The sequence below is a fragment of the Sinorhizobium sp. RAC02 genome, from assembly GCF_001713395.1.
Lineage (GTDB): Bacteria > Pseudomonadota > Alphaproteobacteria > Rhizobiales > Rhizobiaceae > Shinella.
In genome coordinates this window covers 3,206,043-3,222,174 of sequence record NZ_CP016450.1, presented here as the reverse complement: position 1 = coordinate 3,222,174, position 16,132 = coordinate 3,206,043, and the positions used below count along the sequence as shown (strand labels likewise).

At 63.0% G+C, this 16,132-nt stretch carries 19 protein-coding genes; 8 read left to right on the top strand and 11 right to left on the bottom strand.

The window, feature by feature from the left end:
- Positions 1 to 13: 13 nt before the first annotated feature.
- The 3 genes from BSY16_RS15560 to BSY16_RS15550 all read right to left on the bottom strand — a co-directional run bounded on the left by BSY16_RS15560 (position 14) and on the right by BSY16_RS15550 (position 3,092).
- Entirely contained in the window at positions 14 to 469 is a 456-nt protein-coding gene (locus BSY16_RS15560; RefSeq protein WP_069060504.1) for an HPr kinase/phosphorylase, read from the bottom strand.
- A complete protein-coding gene (locus BSY16_RS15555; RefSeq protein ID WP_069061569.1) occupies positions 466 to 2,247 on the bottom strand; it encodes a sensor histidine kinase in 1,782 nt (593 codons plus the stop codon). Before BSY16_RS15555 ends, BSY16_RS15560 begins: the two co-directional genes overlap by 4 nt.
- 116 nt (positions 2,248 to 2,363) lie before the next feature.
- Positions 2,364 to 3,092 carry a response regulator transcription factor gene (locus BSY16_RS15550; protein WP_210187395.1) on the bottom strand — a complete coding sequence of 243 codons (729 nt, stop codon included), beginning with the start codon at positions 3,090 to 3,092 and terminating at the stop codon, positions 2,364 to 2,366.
- Between the two features lie 315 nt (positions 3,093 to 3,407).
- On the opposite strand from BSY16_RS15550, the gene BSY16_RS15545 reads away from it, so the two are divergent.
- From BSY16_RS15545 to BSY16_RS15530, 4 genes are all read left to right on the top strand, one after another.
- Positions 3,408 to 5,018: a phosphoenolpyruvate carboxykinase gene (locus tag BSY16_RS15545; RefSeq protein ID WP_069060502.1), complete on the top strand. Its 1,611-nt coding sequence runs from the start codon at positions 3,408 to 3,410 to the stop codon at positions 5,016 to 5,018.
- A gap of 113 nt (positions 5,019 to 5,131) precedes the next feature.
- The gene (arfB, locus tag BSY16_RS15540; RefSeq protein WP_069060501.1) at positions 5,132 to 5,566 is read left to right on the top strand and encodes an alternative ribosome rescue aminoacyl-tRNA hydrolase ArfB; all 435 of its coding nucleotides are present in this window, start codon (positions 5,132 to 5,134) and stop codon (positions 5,564 to 5,566) included.
- Positions 5,567 to 5,666: 100 nt separating this feature from the next.
- Positions 5,667 to 6,179: a peptidoglycan-binding protein LysM gene (gene lysM, locus BSY16_RS15535; protein ID WP_069060500.1), complete on the top strand. Its 513-nt coding sequence runs from the start codon at positions 5,667 to 5,669 to the stop codon at positions 6,177 to 6,179.
- Positions 6,180 to 6,185: 6 nt separating this feature from the next.
- Positions 6,186 to 6,803: an alpha-ketoglutarate-dependent dioxygenase AlkB family protein gene (locus BSY16_RS15530; protein ID WP_069060499.1), complete on the top strand. Its 618-nt coding sequence runs from the start codon at positions 6,186 to 6,188 to the stop codon at positions 6,801 to 6,803.
- Positions 6,804 to 6,807: 4 nt separating this feature from the next.
- Here the strand turns inward: BSY16_RS15530 and coaA are convergent, their stop codons facing one another.
- The 8 genes from coaA to BSY16_RS32760 form a co-directional block, all read right to left on the bottom strand.
- Positions 6,808 to 7,803 (bottom strand): type I pantothenate kinase, encoded by a 996-nt coding sequence (coaA, locus tag BSY16_RS15525; protein WP_069060498.1) that lies wholly within the window; start codon positions 7,801 to 7,803, stop codon positions 6,808 to 6,810.
- Positions 7,803 to 8,123 carry a phosphoribosyl-ATP diphosphatase gene (locus BSY16_RS15520; protein WP_069060497.1) on the bottom strand — a complete coding sequence of 107 codons (321 nt, stop codon included), beginning with the start codon at positions 8,121 to 8,123 and terminating at the stop codon, positions 7,803 to 7,805. Before BSY16_RS15520 ends, coaA begins: the two co-directional genes overlap by 1 nt.
- 10 nt (positions 8,124 to 8,133) lie before the next feature.
- Positions 8,134 to 8,910 (bottom strand): imidazole glycerol phosphate synthase subunit HisF, encoded by a 777-nt coding sequence (gene hisF, locus BSY16_RS15515; protein WP_069060496.1) that lies wholly within the window; start codon positions 8,908 to 8,910, stop codon positions 8,134 to 8,136.
- The gene (hisA, locus tag BSY16_RS15510) at positions 8,907 to 9,650 is read right to left on the bottom strand and encodes a 1-(5-phosphoribosyl)-5-[(5-phosphoribosylamino)methylideneamino]imidazole-4-carboxamide isomerase (RefSeq protein ID WP_069060495.1); all 744 of its coding nucleotides are present in this window, start codon (positions 9,648 to 9,650) and stop codon (positions 8,907 to 8,909) included. Before hisA ends, hisF begins: the two co-directional genes overlap by 4 nt.
- Before the next feature lie 13 nt (positions 9,651 to 9,663).
- Positions 9,664 to 10,314, bottom strand: a complete 651-nt coding sequence (gene hisH, locus BSY16_RS15505; protein ID WP_069060494.1) for an imidazole glycerol phosphate synthase subunit HisH — start codon at positions 10,312 to 10,314, stop codon at positions 9,664 to 9,666.
- 1 nt (position 10,315) lies between these two features.
- Complete coding sequence (locus BSY16_RS15500) at positions 10,316 to 10,792, bottom strand: DUF2628 domain-containing protein (RefSeq protein ID WP_069060493.1); 477 nt, start codon at positions 10,790 to 10,792, stop codon at positions 10,316 to 10,318.
- A gap of 23 nt (positions 10,793 to 10,815) precedes the next feature.
- Positions 10,816 to 11,409 carry an imidazoleglycerol-phosphate dehydratase HisB gene (gene hisB, locus BSY16_RS15495; protein ID WP_069060492.1) on the bottom strand — a complete coding sequence of 198 codons (594 nt, stop codon included), beginning with the start codon at positions 11,407 to 11,409 and terminating at the stop codon, positions 10,816 to 10,818.
- Between the two features lie 769 nt (positions 11,410 to 12,178).
- A complete protein-coding gene (locus BSY16_RS32760) occupies positions 12,179 to 12,307 on the bottom strand; it encodes a hypothetical protein (RefSeq protein WP_286157141.1) in 129 nt (42 codons plus the stop codon).
- Positions 12,308 to 12,541: 234 nt separating this feature from the next.
- On the opposite strand from BSY16_RS32760, the gene hslV reads away from it, so the two are divergent.
- The 4 genes from hslV to BSY16_RS15475 all read left to right on the top strand — a co-directional run bounded on the left by hslV (position 12,542) and on the right by BSY16_RS15475 (position 16,029).
- The gene (gene hslV, locus BSY16_RS15490; RefSeq protein WP_069060491.1) at positions 12,542 to 13,102 is read left to right on the top strand and encodes an ATP-dependent protease subunit HslV; all 561 of its coding nucleotides are present in this window, start codon (positions 12,542 to 12,544) and stop codon (positions 13,100 to 13,102) included.
- Complete coding sequence (locus BSY16_RS15485; protein WP_069060490.1) at positions 13,089 to 13,583, top strand: GNAT family N-acetyltransferase; 495 nt, start codon at positions 13,089 to 13,091, stop codon at positions 13,581 to 13,583. The genes hslV and BSY16_RS15485 overlap by 14 nt, the downstream gene beginning before the upstream one ends.
- 9 nt (positions 13,584 to 13,592) lie before the next feature.
- Entirely contained in the window at positions 13,593 to 14,903 is a 1,311-nt protein-coding gene (gene hslU, locus BSY16_RS15480; RefSeq protein ID WP_069060489.1) for an ATP-dependent protease ATPase subunit HslU, read from the top strand.
- 178 nt (positions 14,904 to 15,081) lie between these two features.
- Positions 15,082 to 16,029 carry a DUF1402 family protein gene (locus tag BSY16_RS15475; protein WP_069060488.1) on the top strand — a complete coding sequence of 316 codons (948 nt, stop codon included), beginning with the start codon at positions 15,082 to 15,084 and terminating at the stop codon, positions 16,027 to 16,029.
- The last annotated feature ends 103 nt before the right edge of the window (positions 16,030 to 16,132 follow it).

Here is a 16,132-nt window from a genome sequence, read left to right as displayed (position 1 = left end):
GGCGCTTTTGGCGTCAACTTTTCAGGATTTCCGGGTGGATTATGGTCAGTGTCGAAAAGGCCGAGCAACCCGGAAAGAGCGGCAGCCGCGTCAGGGGCAGGGAGAGTGAGGGCAGGACCTCGACGGTTTCCCCCTCCGGCGGCAGGCGTTCGGAAAAAGGCGGCTCGATCGGGCGGATCGCCCGCTCCAGCACGGCGGACTCGATTGCCTCCATTTTGACGATGCCGGCGCCCCGCACTTCGGCCAGTCCGGCGATGCTGGCGGGCGCCCGGGCGACGAGGCGCCCGTCCATTTCCGACACCAGAACCTGATCGTCGCTGACGAGCGCGGCAAACAGGCCGCGGGCACGCGCCTCGGCAATGCAATGGAGCGCAATGGCGCTTTTGCCCGCCCCGGACGGGCCGACGAACAGATACCCCCTTGTGCCGATCACGATCGCCGTCCCGTGCACATTGGAGCCTGTGGTCATTTTTGCGTGCCTGTCGGGAGCGAAAGGGTGAAGCGGGCGCCCATCACGTTGCCGGTCGCCTTGTCGACGATGTTTTCGGCCTTCAAGGTGCCGCCGTGGGCTTCGGCGATCTGGCGCGAGATGGAGAGGCCAAGGCCGGAATTCTGCCCGAAATCCTCCGTTGACGGTCGGTCGGTGTAGAACCGCTCGAAGATGCGATCGACGTCCTCGGCTTGAATACCCGGCCCGTTATCCTCGATCTGGATGATGCAGCGGTCGTTGCGGCCGCGCGACAGCCGCGCGACGATGCGCCCGCCCGGATCCGGCACGAAGGAGCGCGCATTCTCGATGAGGTTGGTGACGATCTGGCCGATGCGTAGCTCGTAGCCGCTGATCTCGAACTTGGCCTTTGGATTGTCCTTGCGGTCGACCACGAAATCGAGCGTGACCGGCTTCTTGCGTGTGTTGACCTGACGCGAAATGTCGATGAGGTCGCCGAGCAGTTTTTCGAGATCGACGGTGCGCGCGTCGCTGCGGGCCAGTTCCGCATCGAGCCGCGAGGCATCGGAAATGTCGCTGATCAGGCGGTCGAGGCGGCGCACATCGTGCTGGATGATGTCGAGAAGCCGCTTCTTGGATTCTTCCGTGCGCGCCAGCGGCAGGGTCTCGACGGCGCTGCGCAGCGATGTCAGCGGGTTTTTCAGCTCGTGGCTGACATCGGCTGCAAAGCTCTCGATCGCGTCGATGCGGTCATAGAGCGCGTTGGTCATCTGGCGCAGCGCAATGGAAAGGTTGCCAATCTCGTCCTGGCGTACGGAAAAGTCCGGGATTTCCTCACGCTCCTTGGCGCCGCGCCGCACGCGGATCGCTGCCGCCGAAAGCCGGCGCAGCGGATTGGCGATGGTGCTGGAGAGCAGGAGCGACAGCGCGATGTTGACGAGGCCGGCAACGCCCGCGACGCGCATGATGGCAAGCCGCTCGGCATGCACGATCTTGTCGATGTCGCCGGCCTGCGTGGAGAGCAGCAGCACGCCAAGCACGGCGCGGAAACGCTGCACCGGCACCGCGACCGAGACGATCAGCTCGCCCTTGTCGTTGACGCGCACGACGGCGCCGCGCACACCGGTCAGCGCATTCATCACTTCCGGATAGATCGAGCCGTCACCGCCGGGCGCCTCTTTATACTGCGGCAGGTTGCTCGGCTGGAGAATGCGGTTGAACCAGACATTCATCCGCTCGATGAGGCTGGTGCTTTCCGGCTCCACCGGCGGCAGGTCGAAGCGCAGCACCTGGCCCTGGGTATAGAGATGGCGCGAATCGAGCAGCAGGTTGGCGTCGGTGTCGTAGATGCGGGCGCGGGTGCGGGTCGGCGAGATCAGCCGCCGGAGAACGGGGGCAATGCGCTCCGGGTTGATCGGGAACTCCAGGTCCTCGTCATTCGGCAGCGGCGTGATGCTCTGACCAGCCTGCAGCTCCAGCAGCTTTTCCGGATCGATGGTGATCGAGTTGGTATCGACCGAGGCGGAGGCCGAAATCGCGCCGGCGATGATCTCGCCCTGCGTCAGCAGGCTTTCGACGCGTGCGTCGATGAGGCCCTCGCGAAACTGGTTGAGATAGAGGATGCCGGCGACGAGCACGACGAGTGCCACGAGGTTGAAGAACAGGATGCGGCGCGTGAGGCTGGAAAAGACGGCATTGCCGAAGATGCGGCGGGCGAGCGTGAACGGATGGGTCCAGCGGCGTCGAAACGAGCGCGGCGCGGGCCGACCCTCGGTTTCTCCTCCATCCCTGTCGAGCACGGTCTGCGGCACGCGGTCCTATCCTTGAATGCGGGCGGCGGCGATACGCCGCCGGGACTGCGGCATGCCATCGCCGCCGCAGTCGATGCAAGCGAAATCGCTTCGGATGAGCGGCTTCAGGCGCTTTCGCGGAAACGATAACCGACGCCATAGAGCGTTTCGATCATGTCGAAGTCGTCATCGACCATCTTGAACTTCTTGCGAAGCCGCTTGATGTGGCTGTCGATGGTGCGGTCGTCGACATAGACCTGCTCGTCATAGGCTGCATCCATCAGCGAATCGCGGCTCTTCACGACGCCCGGGCGCTGCGCCAGCGAATGCAGGATGAGGAACTCCGTGACGGTCAGCGTCACCGGTTCGCCCTTCCAGGTGCAGGTGTGGCGCTCCTGGTCCATGACGAGCTGGCCACGTTCCAGCGAGCGCGCGGCGACTTCGCCGGCCTTCGGTGCACCTGTAGCGCCGGCCGTTGCGGCCGCCTCGCGGCTGGAAGCACGGCGCAGGATGGCCTTGACGCGCTCGACCAGCAGGCGCTGGGAGAACGGTTTTGTGATGAAGTCGTCGGCGCCCATCTTGAGGCCGAACAGCTCGTCGATCTCCTCGTCCTTCGAGGTGAGGAAGATCACCGGGATGTCCGACTTCTGGCGCAGCCGGCGCAGCAGCTCCATGCCGTCCATGCGCGGCATCTTGATATCGAAGATGGCAAGCTGCGGGGGGCGGGCAAGCAGACCATCGAGCGCCGAGGCGCCGTCCGTATAGGTCTCGACCTTGTAACCTTCCGCCTCCAGGGCGATCGATACGGATGTGAGGATATTCCGGTCGTCGTCTACGAGTGCGATCGTCTGCATCCTGCTAATCTCCATAGTCATCGGCGCCTTTCCCGACCTCGGATCGAGTTCCTGTCCTGGATGTGATGCGCCTCCTTGGGGATAAAGGTGGAACAAATTGTGGCAAAGATAAAGGATGACGTTTTGTGAGCCGGGGACGAGTCGCTTTTTAAATCGATTATTCAAACGATTAAAAAAGTAACACAATTCTTTAAATCGATTAAATAATTGATATTATTGCCTAATTTCGAGTTGCCTCTTGTTTTTGTGACAGTGCCAGATTAGTTTCCTCGAAAATCCACACCAGTCTTGTCGCCTACGGAGGAAAACTGGACCATGCAGGAACTTGGCGTTCGCAACCCCGCTCAGGGGCTCACCGCGATGGGTATCCACACCAACGGCACGGTCCGGTACAACTTTGCAGCAGAGGCTCTTTACGAAGAGGCGCTCGGTCGCGGCGAAGCTGTCAAGACGGCGCATGGCGCGTTGCGCGCGCTCACCGGCCAGCACACCGGCCGCTCGCCGAAGGACAAGTTCGTCGTTCGTGACGAAAACACCGTCGATGCCATCTGGTGGGACAACAACAAGGCCGTGTCGCGCGAGCATTTCGACGTACTGCACGCCGATATGCTGACGCATGCCGGCGACCGCGATCTCTTCGTGCAGGACCTCATCGGCGGTGCCGATGCCGAATATGCCCTGCCGACCCGCGTCGTCACGGAACTCGCCTGGCATTCGCTGTTCATCCGCAACCTGCTCATCCGCCCGGACGAGAAGGACCTTGCCGGTTTCGCGCCGAAACTCACCATCATCGATCTGCCGACCTTCAAGGCCGATCCGGTTCGCCATGGCGCCCGCACGGAAACCATGATCGCCTGTGACCTGTCGCGCGGCATCGTGCTGATCGCCGGCACCTTCTATGCCGGCGAAATGAAGAAGTCGGTGTTCACCGTTCTGAACTGGCTGCTGCCGTCGGAAAAGGTCATGCCGATGCATTGCTCGGCCAATGTCGGCCCGGATGGCGATGCCGCCGTGTTCTTCGGCCTGTCCGGCACCGGCAAGACGACGCTGTCGGCTGATCCGAACCGCACGCTGGTTGGCGACGACGAACACGGCTGGGGCGAAAACGGCATCTTCAACTTCGAAGGCGGCTGCTACGCCAAGACGATCCGTCTTTCGGCCGAAGCCGAGCCGGAAATCTATGCCACGACGCAGCGTTTCGGCACCGTGCTGGAAAACGTCGTGCTCGATGCGAATGGCGTTCCGGACTTCAACGACGGCTCGCTGACGGAAAACACCCGTTGCGCCTATCCGCTGGACTTCATCCCGAATGCCAGCGAGACCGGCCGCGCGCCGCATCCGAAGACGATCATCATGCTGACGGCTGATGCCTTCGGCGTGATGCCGCCGATCGCCAAGCTGACGCCCGACCAGGCCATGTACCACTTCCTCTCCGGCTACACCGCCAAGGTTGCCGGCACGGAGCGTGGCGTGACCGAGCCGGAAGCCACCTTCTCGACCTGCTTCGGCGCGCCGTTCATGCCGCGCCACCCGACGGTCTACGGTAACCTGCTCAAGGAACTGATCGCCGAGCAGGGCGTCGATTGCTGGCTGGTCAACACCGGCTGGACCGGTGGCGCCTATGGCGAAGGCCGTCGCATGCCGATCAAGGCAACCCGTACGCTGCTCGCCGCAGCGCTCGACGGTTCGCTGAAGGATGCGCTGTTCCGCCGCGACGACAATTTCGGCTTCCAGGTCCCGGTTTCGGTGCCGGATGTCGATACGAAGATCCTCGACCCGCGCTCGACCTGGGCCAACGGTGCCGCTTACGACAAGCAGGCCGAAAAGCTCGTCGACATGTTCATCACCAACTTCGAGAAGTTCGAGGGTCAGGTGGATGGCAGCGTGCGCGACGCGGCACCGGGCCTCAAGGCTGCCGCCGAGTAAGGTTTTGGCAATGATTCACGTGAAACCCGGCTCGAAAGGCCGGGTTTTTCGTCTCGGCACACGGCTTCCCGTTTCCCCGTCTGCCCGTTACAACGGCCTGGAAAGGAACATCCATGGCCAGCGACCCTCTTTACATCAAGGACTCCATCACGATTGCCGGTTGGGAGTTGACCGAACAGTTCGTGCTGGCCGGCGGTCCGGGTGGCCAGAACGTCAACAAGGTCTCGACGGCGGTCCAGCTGTTCTTCGACCTGCGCAACTCGCCGTCGCTGAACGAGCGCGTCAAGGCGAATGCGGAAAAGCTCGCCGGCCGCAAGGTCTCCAAGGATGGCGTGCTGATGATCGAGGCGAACCGCTTCCGCAGCCAGGAACGCAACCGCGAGGATGCGCGCGAGCGGCTGAAGGAGCTGATCCTCAAGGCTGCCGAACCGCCACCACCGCCACGCAGGAAGACCAAGCCGACGAAGGGGTCGGTCGAACGCCGGCTCAAGGAAAAATCGGGCCGGTCGGGCGTGAAACGTATGCGCGCGAAGCCCGACGGCGAATGATTGCCGCAACTTGGCCGTTTATACGTGAGAGTGAAACGAAACCTTCCCTTCGCAGGAAGGCTCTGCTTAAGTCAAAGAAAACAAAACACGGGAGGTAACCATGGGTCTCTTCAGCTTCATCAAGAGCGCCGGCAAGAAGCTCGGCATCGGCGACGACGAAGCGCCGGCAGCGGACGCGGTCAAGAAGGAGCTCGATTCCTTCGATCTCGGCACGCAGAAGGTCGAAGTTTCCGTCGAGGGTGACAAATGTGTGCTGAAGGGCGTCGTGGCTGACCAGACGGCCTTTGAAAAGGCGGTCATTGCCGTCGGCAACACACTCGGCATTTCGAAGGTCGAAGCGGCCGATCTCAAGGTTGCCTCCCCCGATTCCGGGCTGAAGCTCGACAAGATCGACCTGACGGAACTGCTGAAGGTGTCGACGTCTGCCAAGGAGCCGACGCTGCACACGGTCAAGAAGGGCGACAATCTTTGGAAGATCGCCGAGACCTATTTCGGCAAGGGCAAGGGCGCCAAGCATATCCTGATCTTCGACGCCAACCGGCCGATGCTGTCCCACCCGGACAAGATCTATCCCGGCCAGGTGCTGCGCATTCCGGACCTGTCGGAAGCGTGAGCGACCATGGCTGAGCGCGGCCTCGCACCGGGGCTGCGCTACTTCCCCGATCATTTCGACCGCGCGGCGCAGGAAGCGCTTGTCGCCGCGATACGGCATGTCGTGGCCGAGGCGCCGCTTTTCGTGCCGCGCATGCCGAAAACGGGCAAGCCGATGTCGGTGCGCATGACCAATTGCGGGCCGCTTGGCTGGGTGACGGACAAGGACAACGGCTATCGCTACCAGCCGACGCATCCCGAGACCGGACGCCCCTGGCCGGCCATTCCCGATGCGCTGCTGGCTTTGTGGGAGACGGTTGCCGGCTTCGAAAAGCCGCCGGAAGCCTGCCTGGTCAATTTCTATGAGCCCGAGGCGAAGATGGGGCTGCATCAGGACCGCGACGAAACGGAGTTCGGCGCACCGGTCGTATCCGTATCGCTCGGCGATCAGTGCCTGTTTCGCGTTGGCGGGATTTCCCGTAGCGATCCGACCCGCTCTTTCCGGCTATCAAGCGGCGATGTGTTTGTCTTCGGTGGAGAAAACCGGCTGATTTTTCATGGGGTTGACCGGATCTATCCGGGCACCTCAACGCTTCTGAAGAATCCCGGGCGGATCAATCTCACACTGCGGCGGGTCAATCCATAGCCGGCTATAGTTTGCGCAAGGCCACCGTCTCGATCAGGTGGTTCTGGCCCTTTTGCAGGATCAGGTCGGCACGCGGACGGGTCGGCAGGATGTTCTGGTGCAGGTTTTTCAGGTTGATGTTGCTCCACAGGCCTTCGGCGATCGCCAGCGCCGCTGTCTCGCTGATCGTCGCATAGCGGTGGAAGTAGGAATCGGGGTCCTTGAAGGCGGTGTCACGCAGCCGCATGAAGCGCTCGACATACCAGTTGTGGATCAGCGCCTCTTCCGCATCGATATAGATCGAGAAGTCGAAGAAATCGGACACCATCGGCACGACCTTGCCGTCGGCCGGCAGGTTGCGCGATTGAAGGACATTGATGCCCTCGAAGATCAGGATGTCCGGCCGGTCGATGGTGCGGAACGCGTTCGGCAGGACGTCGTAGGTCAGGTGCGAATACATCGGCGCCTTGACGTCGGCCTTGCCGGCCTTGATCGCCGAGAGGAAGCGTAAGAGCGCGCCGATGTCGTAGCTCTCCGGAAAACCCTTGCGGTCCATCATGTTTTCACGTTGGAGCACGGCGTTCGGATAGAGGAAGCCGTCGGTCGTCACGAGATCGACCTTGGGACTCGATGGCCAGCGGGCCAGCAACTCGGCGAGGATACGCGCCGTGGTCGACTTGCCGACGGCGACCGAGCCGGCGATGCCGATGACATAGGGCGTCTTCGCCTCGTCGGAGAGGCTGAGGAACTGCTTGCGCTGGCGAAATAGCATCTGCGAGGATTCGACATGCGCCGACAGCAGGCGCGACAGCGACAGATAGATGCGGCGCACCTCGTCAAGGTCGATCGGGTCGTTCAGCGAGCGCAGCCGCTGCACCTCGTCAGCCTTGAGCGTCAGCGGGGTATCGGCCCGGAAATGCGCCCATTCCTCTGCCGAGAAGAAGCGGTAGGGAGAATAGTCGCGGTTGCCGAAATCGTCCGGAATATCCGCCTGGTCCTTGTCGAGCGCTGCCTGGATCATCAACTCTGCCGGCTGGCCTTCTCTGCTAGGCCGGATTGGCCCGTACGCCGGGCCAATTCCGCCATGACATCTTGTAACGGTACGCCACCGATTTTCAATACGACCATCAGATGATAGAGCAAATCGGCTGATTCACTCGTCAGAGCGGCCTTTTCGCCTTCGATGGCCGCAATAACGGTCTCGACAGCCTCTTCGCCGAGCTTTTTTGCTGCTTTCTGCTGCCCGGCCGCAACGAGCTTGGCCGTCCAGCTTTCCGCCGGATCGGCCTTGGCGCGGGCATCGACGATCTGTTCCAAATCGGCAAGGGTGAAGGTGCTCATTCGTCCCTCCTCAGTCGAGCCGCATGGCAATGCCATGCTCGGCCATATAGCGCTTGGCCTCGCCAACGGTATAGGTGCCGAAGTGGAAGATCGAGGCGGCCAGCACCGCAGTGGCATGCCCGTCACGCACGCCTTCCACGAGGTGGTCGAGATTGCCGACGCCGCCGGAGGCGATGACCGGTACCGAAACGCGGTCGGCGATGGTGCGAGTCAGCGCGATATCATAACCGCCCTTCTGGCCGTCGCGGTCCATGGAGGTGAGCAGCAGTTCGCCGGCGCCACGCTCCACCATTTTTTCGGCGAAGGCGACGGCGTCGATGCCGGTCGCCTTGCGGCCGCCATGGGTAAAGATCTCCCAACGGTCCTCTTCGCCTTCGGCGGAGACTTTTTTCGAATCGATCGACACGACGATGCACTGGTTACCGAACTTGTCGGCAGCCTCAGCCACGAAATCCGGATTGGCGACGGCAGCGGAGTTGATCGAGACTTTGTCGGCACCGGCAAGCAGGAGCTTGCGGATATCCGCCACCGCCCGCACGCCACCGCCAACGGTGAGCGGCATGAAGCAGTGCTCGGCCGTGCGCGCCACGACGTCGAAGATCGTGTCGCGGTTGTCGGAGGAGGCGGTGATGTCGAGGAAGCAGAGTTCGTCGGCACCGGCGGCGTCATAGGCGCGCGCCGATTCCACTGGATCGCCGGCATCGACCAGGTTGACGAAGCTGACGCCCTTCACGACGCGGCCGTCCTTGACATCGAGGCAGGGTATGACGCGGGCTTTGAGGGTCATGCAGCACGTCCTTTCGCACCGCGGATCACGGCGAGCGCCTCTGCGGGATCGATGCGGCCGTCATAGAGCGCCCGGCCGGAAATCGCGCCTTCCAGCTTGTGGGCTTCCGGGGCGACGAGGTGGTGGATGTCGTCCATCGAAGCGAGGCCGCCGGAGGCAATGACGGGAATGGAGACCGCCTCGGCGAGGTCCAGCGTGGCCTCCCAATTGATGCCAGTCAGGATGCCGTCGCGATCGATATCGGTATAGATAATCGCGGCAACGCCGGCGCCTTCGAATTTCCTGGCAAGCTCGATCACGCCGAGTTCGGAGGCTTCGGCCCAGCCTTCGACGGCAACCTTCCCGCCCTTGGCGTCGATGCCGACGGCGACCTTGCCGGGGAACTTCTTGCAGGCTTCGATGACGAGCGCCGGGTCACGCACGGCGATCGTGCCGAGAATGACGCGCGAGAGGCCACGTGACAGCCAGTTTTCGATATGGTCCAGCGTGCGAATACCGCCGCCGAGCTGCACGGGGTTCTTCGTCGCCTTCAGGATGGCATCGACGGCAGCGCCGTTGACGCTTTCCCCAGCGAAGGCGCCGTTGAGATCGACGACGTGCAGCCATTCAAAGCCCTGGTCCTCGAAGGCTTTCGCCTGCGCGGCCGGGTCGGGATTGTAGACGGTGGCCTGGTCCATGTCGCCGAGCTTGAGGCGAACGCACTGGCCGTCTTTCAGGTCGATGGCGGGAAAGAGGATCATGGCGTTTTCCAGTTCAGGGCTTCCAGCGGAGGAAATTGGTGATGAGGGCGAGGCCGAGCGTCTGGCTCTTTTCCGGATGGAATTGTGCGCCGGCCTTGTTGCCGCTGGCGACGAAGGCGGTCATCGCGCCGCCGTAATCGACCGTCGCGACCACATCGTCCGGGTTTTCCGCGGCGAGATGGTAGGAGTGCACGAAATAGGCGTGCAGGCCGGCCTCCCCGGTGGCAATGCCCTCGAAAAGCGGATGCCGGCGCTGGAGGTCCAGCGTGTTCCAGCCGATCTGCGGGATCTTCAGCTCCGGATCGCTGGGCGTCATCAAAACGACGTCGCCCTTGATCCAGCCGAGGCCCTCGGTCGTGGTCTTTTCGAGCCCGCGTGAGGACATCAGCTGCATGCCGACGCAGACGCCGAGGAAAGGACGGGCCTTCGCCTCGACGACATCGCGCAGCGCTTCCACCATGCCGGGCACGGCATCGAGGCCGCGGCGACAATCGGCATAGGCGCCCACACCGGGCAGCACGATGCGATCGGCGGTGGCGACGCGGTCGGCCTTGTCCGTCAGGTCGATCTCGGCGTCGATGCCGGCCTCACGGGCGGCGCGTTCGAACGCCTTGGTGGCCGAGCGCAGGTTGCCCGAGCCGTAGTCGATGATGGCTACACGCATGTCAGCGTCCTTCCTGGAAACCCACGAGGCCAAGCATGGGAGCGTGCCGGCGCGCGGAGGTTTCGGATGCCGGCAGGACGGGGCGGGCGCTTTCCGGCGCCGGCGCGTCGCCGGTCTGGTTTTCCATGTAGTAAATCTCTTCCGCCGTTGCACGGTCGTCGGCCGATATCACCGCATCGACCGTCCAGCCCTTGCCCTCCAGCGAGGCGACGACCATCGACGGGCCTTCAAGCGCGACGAGGAGGCCGGTGGCAAGCGAGACGCCGAGGCCGGCAAGGCCGAAGACCGGATGGTCGCCGATCATCGAACCGAGCGACTGCACGGCGAAGGCGAGGGCTGCGGCAAGCCAGGCGCGATGCCAGAGCAGCCAGACGACCGGAACGATGAAGGCGAGCCACGAAAAACGGTCGCGGATGATCCGGGCCTTTTCGTCCCGGGATTTTGCGCCCGGCGGTATCAGAACAAGGAATGTGGCCATCGACAGGCCTCCAGATGGGCCAATCAGGCCAGCGAACCCTTCGTCGAGGGAACGCGGCCCGCCTGGCGGGTGTCAATCTCGGTCGCGGTGCGCAGCACGCGCGCGACAGCCTTGAAGCATGTCTCCGAGATATGATGGTTGTTGGCGCCGTAGATGTTCTGGATATGCAGCGTGATGCCGGCGTGCTGGGCGAGCGCGTTGAAGAATTCGCGCACCAGCTCGGTGTCGAAGGTGCCGATCTTCGGGGCCGAGAAATTGACGTTCCAGACGAGGAAGGGGCGGCCGGACACATCGACCGCGGCGCGCGTCATCGTCTCGTCCATGGCAAGGTCGAGCGAGGCATACCGCGTGATGCCGCGACGATCGCCGAGCGCCTTGGCAATGGCCTGGCCGATGGCGATGCCGGTGTCTTCCACCGTGTGGTGGTCGTCGACATGCAGGTCGCCATCGGTCTTGATCTGCATGTCGATCAGCGAATGGCGCGACAGCTGGTCGAGCATATGATCGAAGAAGCCCACGCCCGTCGAAATGGTCGACGCGCCGGTGCCGTCGATGTCGACGGTGACCGAAACGGAGGTCTCGTTCGTCTTGCGCGAAACGCTGGCTGTGCGGCTCATTGCAGTCTCCGGTAATTTTATCGCCGCTCCTTAACAGGGCTCCATGGAAAACGCCAGTCTGTCGAGGTTTCTCAGTGCATGCCGAAACGGCCCGCCGGTTGCCCGCGGGTTGACGAAACCAGTCCGGAGAACCGCGCGAAAGCGTTGCCTCTGGAAGGGGTAAGTGGGTGGCTTCGCTTTCGCGCGGCCCAGGCGTTCTTCGGAGGCGGTCTAATCCTCCTTCAGGCATGGCAAGGCTTCGCTGCGCAGTGTGTTGGTGCATATGCCTTGTCCGAAAACCGCTTACGCGCTTTTCGGGGACATGCGCTGCCACTCTGCTTGCATGGCGGACCCAAGCCGACCCCGCGACCCGGGGAAGCCTCGCCCGCCGCAGCTTCCGCCAGCCTGATCCCGCAAGAAACGGGAAAAGGCTTCTGGTCACCACGGCGCTCCACGCCTCTTTCGCCCCTGCCGTACGTTTCGGCAGGAAACGAAAGCGCCTCCTCCCGCCCACATCGACACGTTACGCGATCCGTCCGGCGGCGGAAGGAGGGTCAGGATACGGGAGGTTTTGGGGGTGGGGAAAATCGGGGATGTAAAAAATCGAGATAGGTCGGGATCGACGCCTATTGCCTTGGGAAACCCTCGCAAAGCGCTCCCTGTCATCCTCGGGCGTGACCCGAGGATCCACGCGCTGCGGCGAGGAGGCATGGATCCCCGGGTCAAGCCCGAGGATCACGGAAGGAAGGGGGTGCGGGACTTTGTTCAGAAAACCCGCTGCCTGTACCCGTTACTTCTTCTTCGTCGAGCTTTCGCTGTTCTTGACCTGCGAACCCAGCGTCGGCGCGGCCTTGTCGGCGACCTTGTCCTTCTTGGGTTTGCGCGTTTCCTTGTTGCTTCGAACCTGACCCTTGGCCATTGCCGTCTCCCTCGTGTTGGTTAGGAGACAATAACTTGCTTATCGCGCGGAGAAAGCAAGATTTATTTTTGAAGCGGATGGGCCGTCGTTTCGGTCCGCGACGCGTGCCGGCGCCGGGCCAGGTCGCACCCGCCCGCCGTTTGCAATTGTCGAAACGCCGCTTACATAGGAGACAACGAGGCCGCCTCGATGGCGGTGCCATGCCCGGGATGCCGGGTTTTCGAAGGTACGCTTATGAGTGAACACAACCCCTACGCTTCCATGCACGCCACGACGATCATCACCGTTCGCAAGGACGGCAAGGTGGTGATGGCGGGCGACGGCCAGGTGAGCCTTGGTCAGACGGTGATGAAGGGCAATGCGCGCAAGGTCCGCCGATTGGGCAAGGGCGACGTGATCGCCGGTTTTGCCGGCGCGACGGCCGACGCCTTCACGCTGCTCGAACGGCTGGAATCCAAGCTCGAACAATATCCCGACCAGCTGATGCGCGCCGCCGTCGAGCTTGCCAAGGACTGGCGGACCGACCGATATCTGCGTCGTCTTGAAGCGATGATGCTGGTCGCCGACAAGTCCGTCACGCTGGCGCTGACCGGCAATGGCGACGTGCTGGAGCCGGAACACGGCACCATGGCGATCGGCTCGGGCGGCAATTACGCCTATGCGGCCGCCCGTGCGCTGATGGACACCGACAAGTCGGCCGAGGACATCGCGCGCCGCGCCATGCACATTGCCGGCGACATCTGCGTCTACACCAACCACAATGTCGTGGTGGAGACGCTGGATGCCGACCGCTGAGGCCTATGTTTTCCGGCCGGTGACGGAGGCCGACCTGCCGATGCTGGAACGCTGGCTGAACGCGCCGCATGTCCGGCGCTGGTGGGGCGAGCCGGCGGACGAAGTCGCCGGCATCGCGGCGGATTTCGACGAGCCGACCATGGAATCCTTCGTGGTGCTGCATGCCGGCGCACCCTTCGCCTACCTGCAGGCCTATCGGATCGCTTCGGACGACCTGTCCTTCGGTAACCGGCCGGAGCGCACCGTCGGCATCGACCAGTTCATCGGCCTTGCCGACATGGTCGGCATCGGCCACGGACCGGCGATGATCGAGGCCTTCGTGCAGAAGGTCTTCACTGAGGGTATCGACCGGGTCGTGCTCGATCCGAATCCCGACAATGCGCATGCCATCCGGGCCTATGAAAAGGCCGGATTCCATGCTTTCGATCAACGCATGACTGAGGACGGCCCGGCGCTGATGATGGCCCGGGATCGTTGCTAGAGGAAACCCATGACCAACTTTTCCCCCCGCGAGATCGTTTCCGAACTCGACCGCTACATTATCGGCCAGCACGACGCCAAGCGCGCCGTGGCGATTGCGCTTCGCAACCGCTGGCGCCGGCACCAGCTGGAGCCGGACCTGCGCGACGAGGTGATGCCGAAGAACATCCTGATGATCGGCCCGACCGGCGTCGGCAAGACCGAGATTTCCCGCCGCCTGGCAAAACTCGCCGGCGCGCCCTTCGTCAAGGTCGAGGCGACCAAGTTCACCGAGGTCGGCTATGTCGGCCGCGATGTCGAGCAGATCGTGCGCGACCTTGTCGAGGTCGGCATCGGCCTGGTGCGCGAGAAGAAGCGCGCCGAGGTGACGGCCAAGGCCCATGCCAATGCCGAGGAACGGGTGCTCGACGCGCTGGTCGGCGCCACCGCCTCGCCGGCGACGCGTGACAGCTTCCGTAAAAAGCTGCGCAACAACGAGCTCGACGACAAGGAAATCGAGGTCGACGTTGCCGATACCGGCGGCGGCATGCCCGGCGGTTTTGAAATCCCCGGCATGCCGGGCGCCAATATCGGCGTGCTCAACCTGTCGGAAATGTTCGGCAAGGCGATGGGCGGGCGCACGAAGAAGGTGAAGACGACAGTCAAGAACAGCTACAAGATCCTGATCGACGACGAGTCCGACAAGCTGCTCGACATGGAGCAGATTCAGCGCGAGGCGGTCCATTCGGCCGAGAATGACGGCATCGTCTTCATCGACGAGATCGACAAGATCGCCGCGCGTGACGGCGGCATGGGGGCGGGCGTGTCCCGCGAGGGCGTGCAGCGTGACTTGCTGCCGCTTGTCGAAGGCACGACGGTTGCGACGAAGTACGGGCCGGTGAAGACGGACCATATCCTGTTCATCGCCTCCGGTGCCTTCCATGTCTCCAAGCCGTCGGACCTGCTGCCGGAGCTTCAGGGCCGCCTGCCGATCCGCGTCGAGTTGAAGGCGCTGACCAAGCAGGACTTCCGCCGCATCCTGACGGAGACGGAGGCGAGCCTCATCCGCCAGTACAAGGCGCTGATGCTGACGGAAAGCGTCGACCTCGACTTCACCGAGGACGCGCTCGATGCGCTCGCCGACGTGGCGGTGCAGTTGAACTCCAGCGTGGAAAATATCGGCGCGCGGCGTCTCCAGACGGTGATGGAGCGGGTGCTCGACGAGATCTCGTTCGAGGCACCGGACAAGCCGGGCAACACGCTGGTCATCGACGCGGAATATGTCCGCAAGCATGTCGGCGCGCTTGCGGCCAATACGGACCTGTCGCGCTACATCCTGTGACGTTTCCGCACCGGTGGTCGCCTTCGCGACCGCCGGTGCCGGGTTTTTGACGGGAAGGGGCCTCGACAGCAAGGGCATCGCGGCCTAGGTCATTGCCACGTTTTGGCATCATTCCGACATGTTTCTCTTCCATCGGTCTCGCCATTCGCCGACATCATCAGAAGACGGAACCGCAATCGTGCGACAGCTGATCCCTGTGTTTGCCCTCGCAGCCGCCCTTTTTGTCCAGAGCCAGACCATGGCGCTGGCCATCGACGTGGTGCCCGCCGGCAATATCAATGCCGAGCAGCCGAACATCCCGGGTGCTTCCGTGCGCCGCACGAAGGCCGGAAAAACCTCCTTCGACGCGAAATACGAGAAGGTGCGCGATCTTCTCGCCACCGACCGCGAGCTCACCGGCAAGATCAAGTCCACTGCCGGCAAATACGGCATCGACCCGATCCACATGGTCGGCGCGATCGTCGGCGAGCACACCTACAATGTCGACGCCTATGACCGGCTGCAGAGCTATTATGTGAAGGCGGCGTCCTATACGGGCAGCTTCCGCTTCGCCTATGACGGGGAATCGGTCGCGGATTTCGTCGATCGGCCGGAATTTGCGCAATGCGCCAGCAAGAAGGGCTCCTATGGGCTGTGGACCTGCCGCGAGCAGGTCTGGAACCGGTCGTTCAAGGGCCGCACGGTCGGCGGCACGTTCTTCCCGAACAACCGCTTCAGCGCGGTGTTCTTCCAGCCCTTCTATGCCGGCCAGACCTTTGGCCTCGGCCAGATCAATCCGCTGACGGCGCTGACGCTGACGGACGATGTGGCGCGCATTTCCGGCTACGACCGGCTCGACGAGGCGGATGCCGTCGGCGTCTACAAGGCGATCATGGATCCGGATATCTCGCTCGCCTATATGGCGGCTTCGATCCGCCGCTCGATCGACGCCTACAAGAAGATCGCCGGTGTCGACATCTCTAAGAATCCCGGCGTGACGGCAACCCTCTATAACATCGGCAATCCGGACGCCCGCGCGAGCGCCTTCGCCGCCCGCCGCGCCGCCGGCGAGGTGACCTGGCCGGAAGAGAACTATTACGGCTGGCTGGTGAACGACAAACTGGCGGAGCTTCGGTCCCTGCTCTGATCGTCCGCACGTCGCGGTACGCAAAACACCTACGTAGTTTGCTGGAATTGCTCTAACTTCCGCCTCTATATCGGCCCAGTCTACAGGTGAGCCGATCATAGGA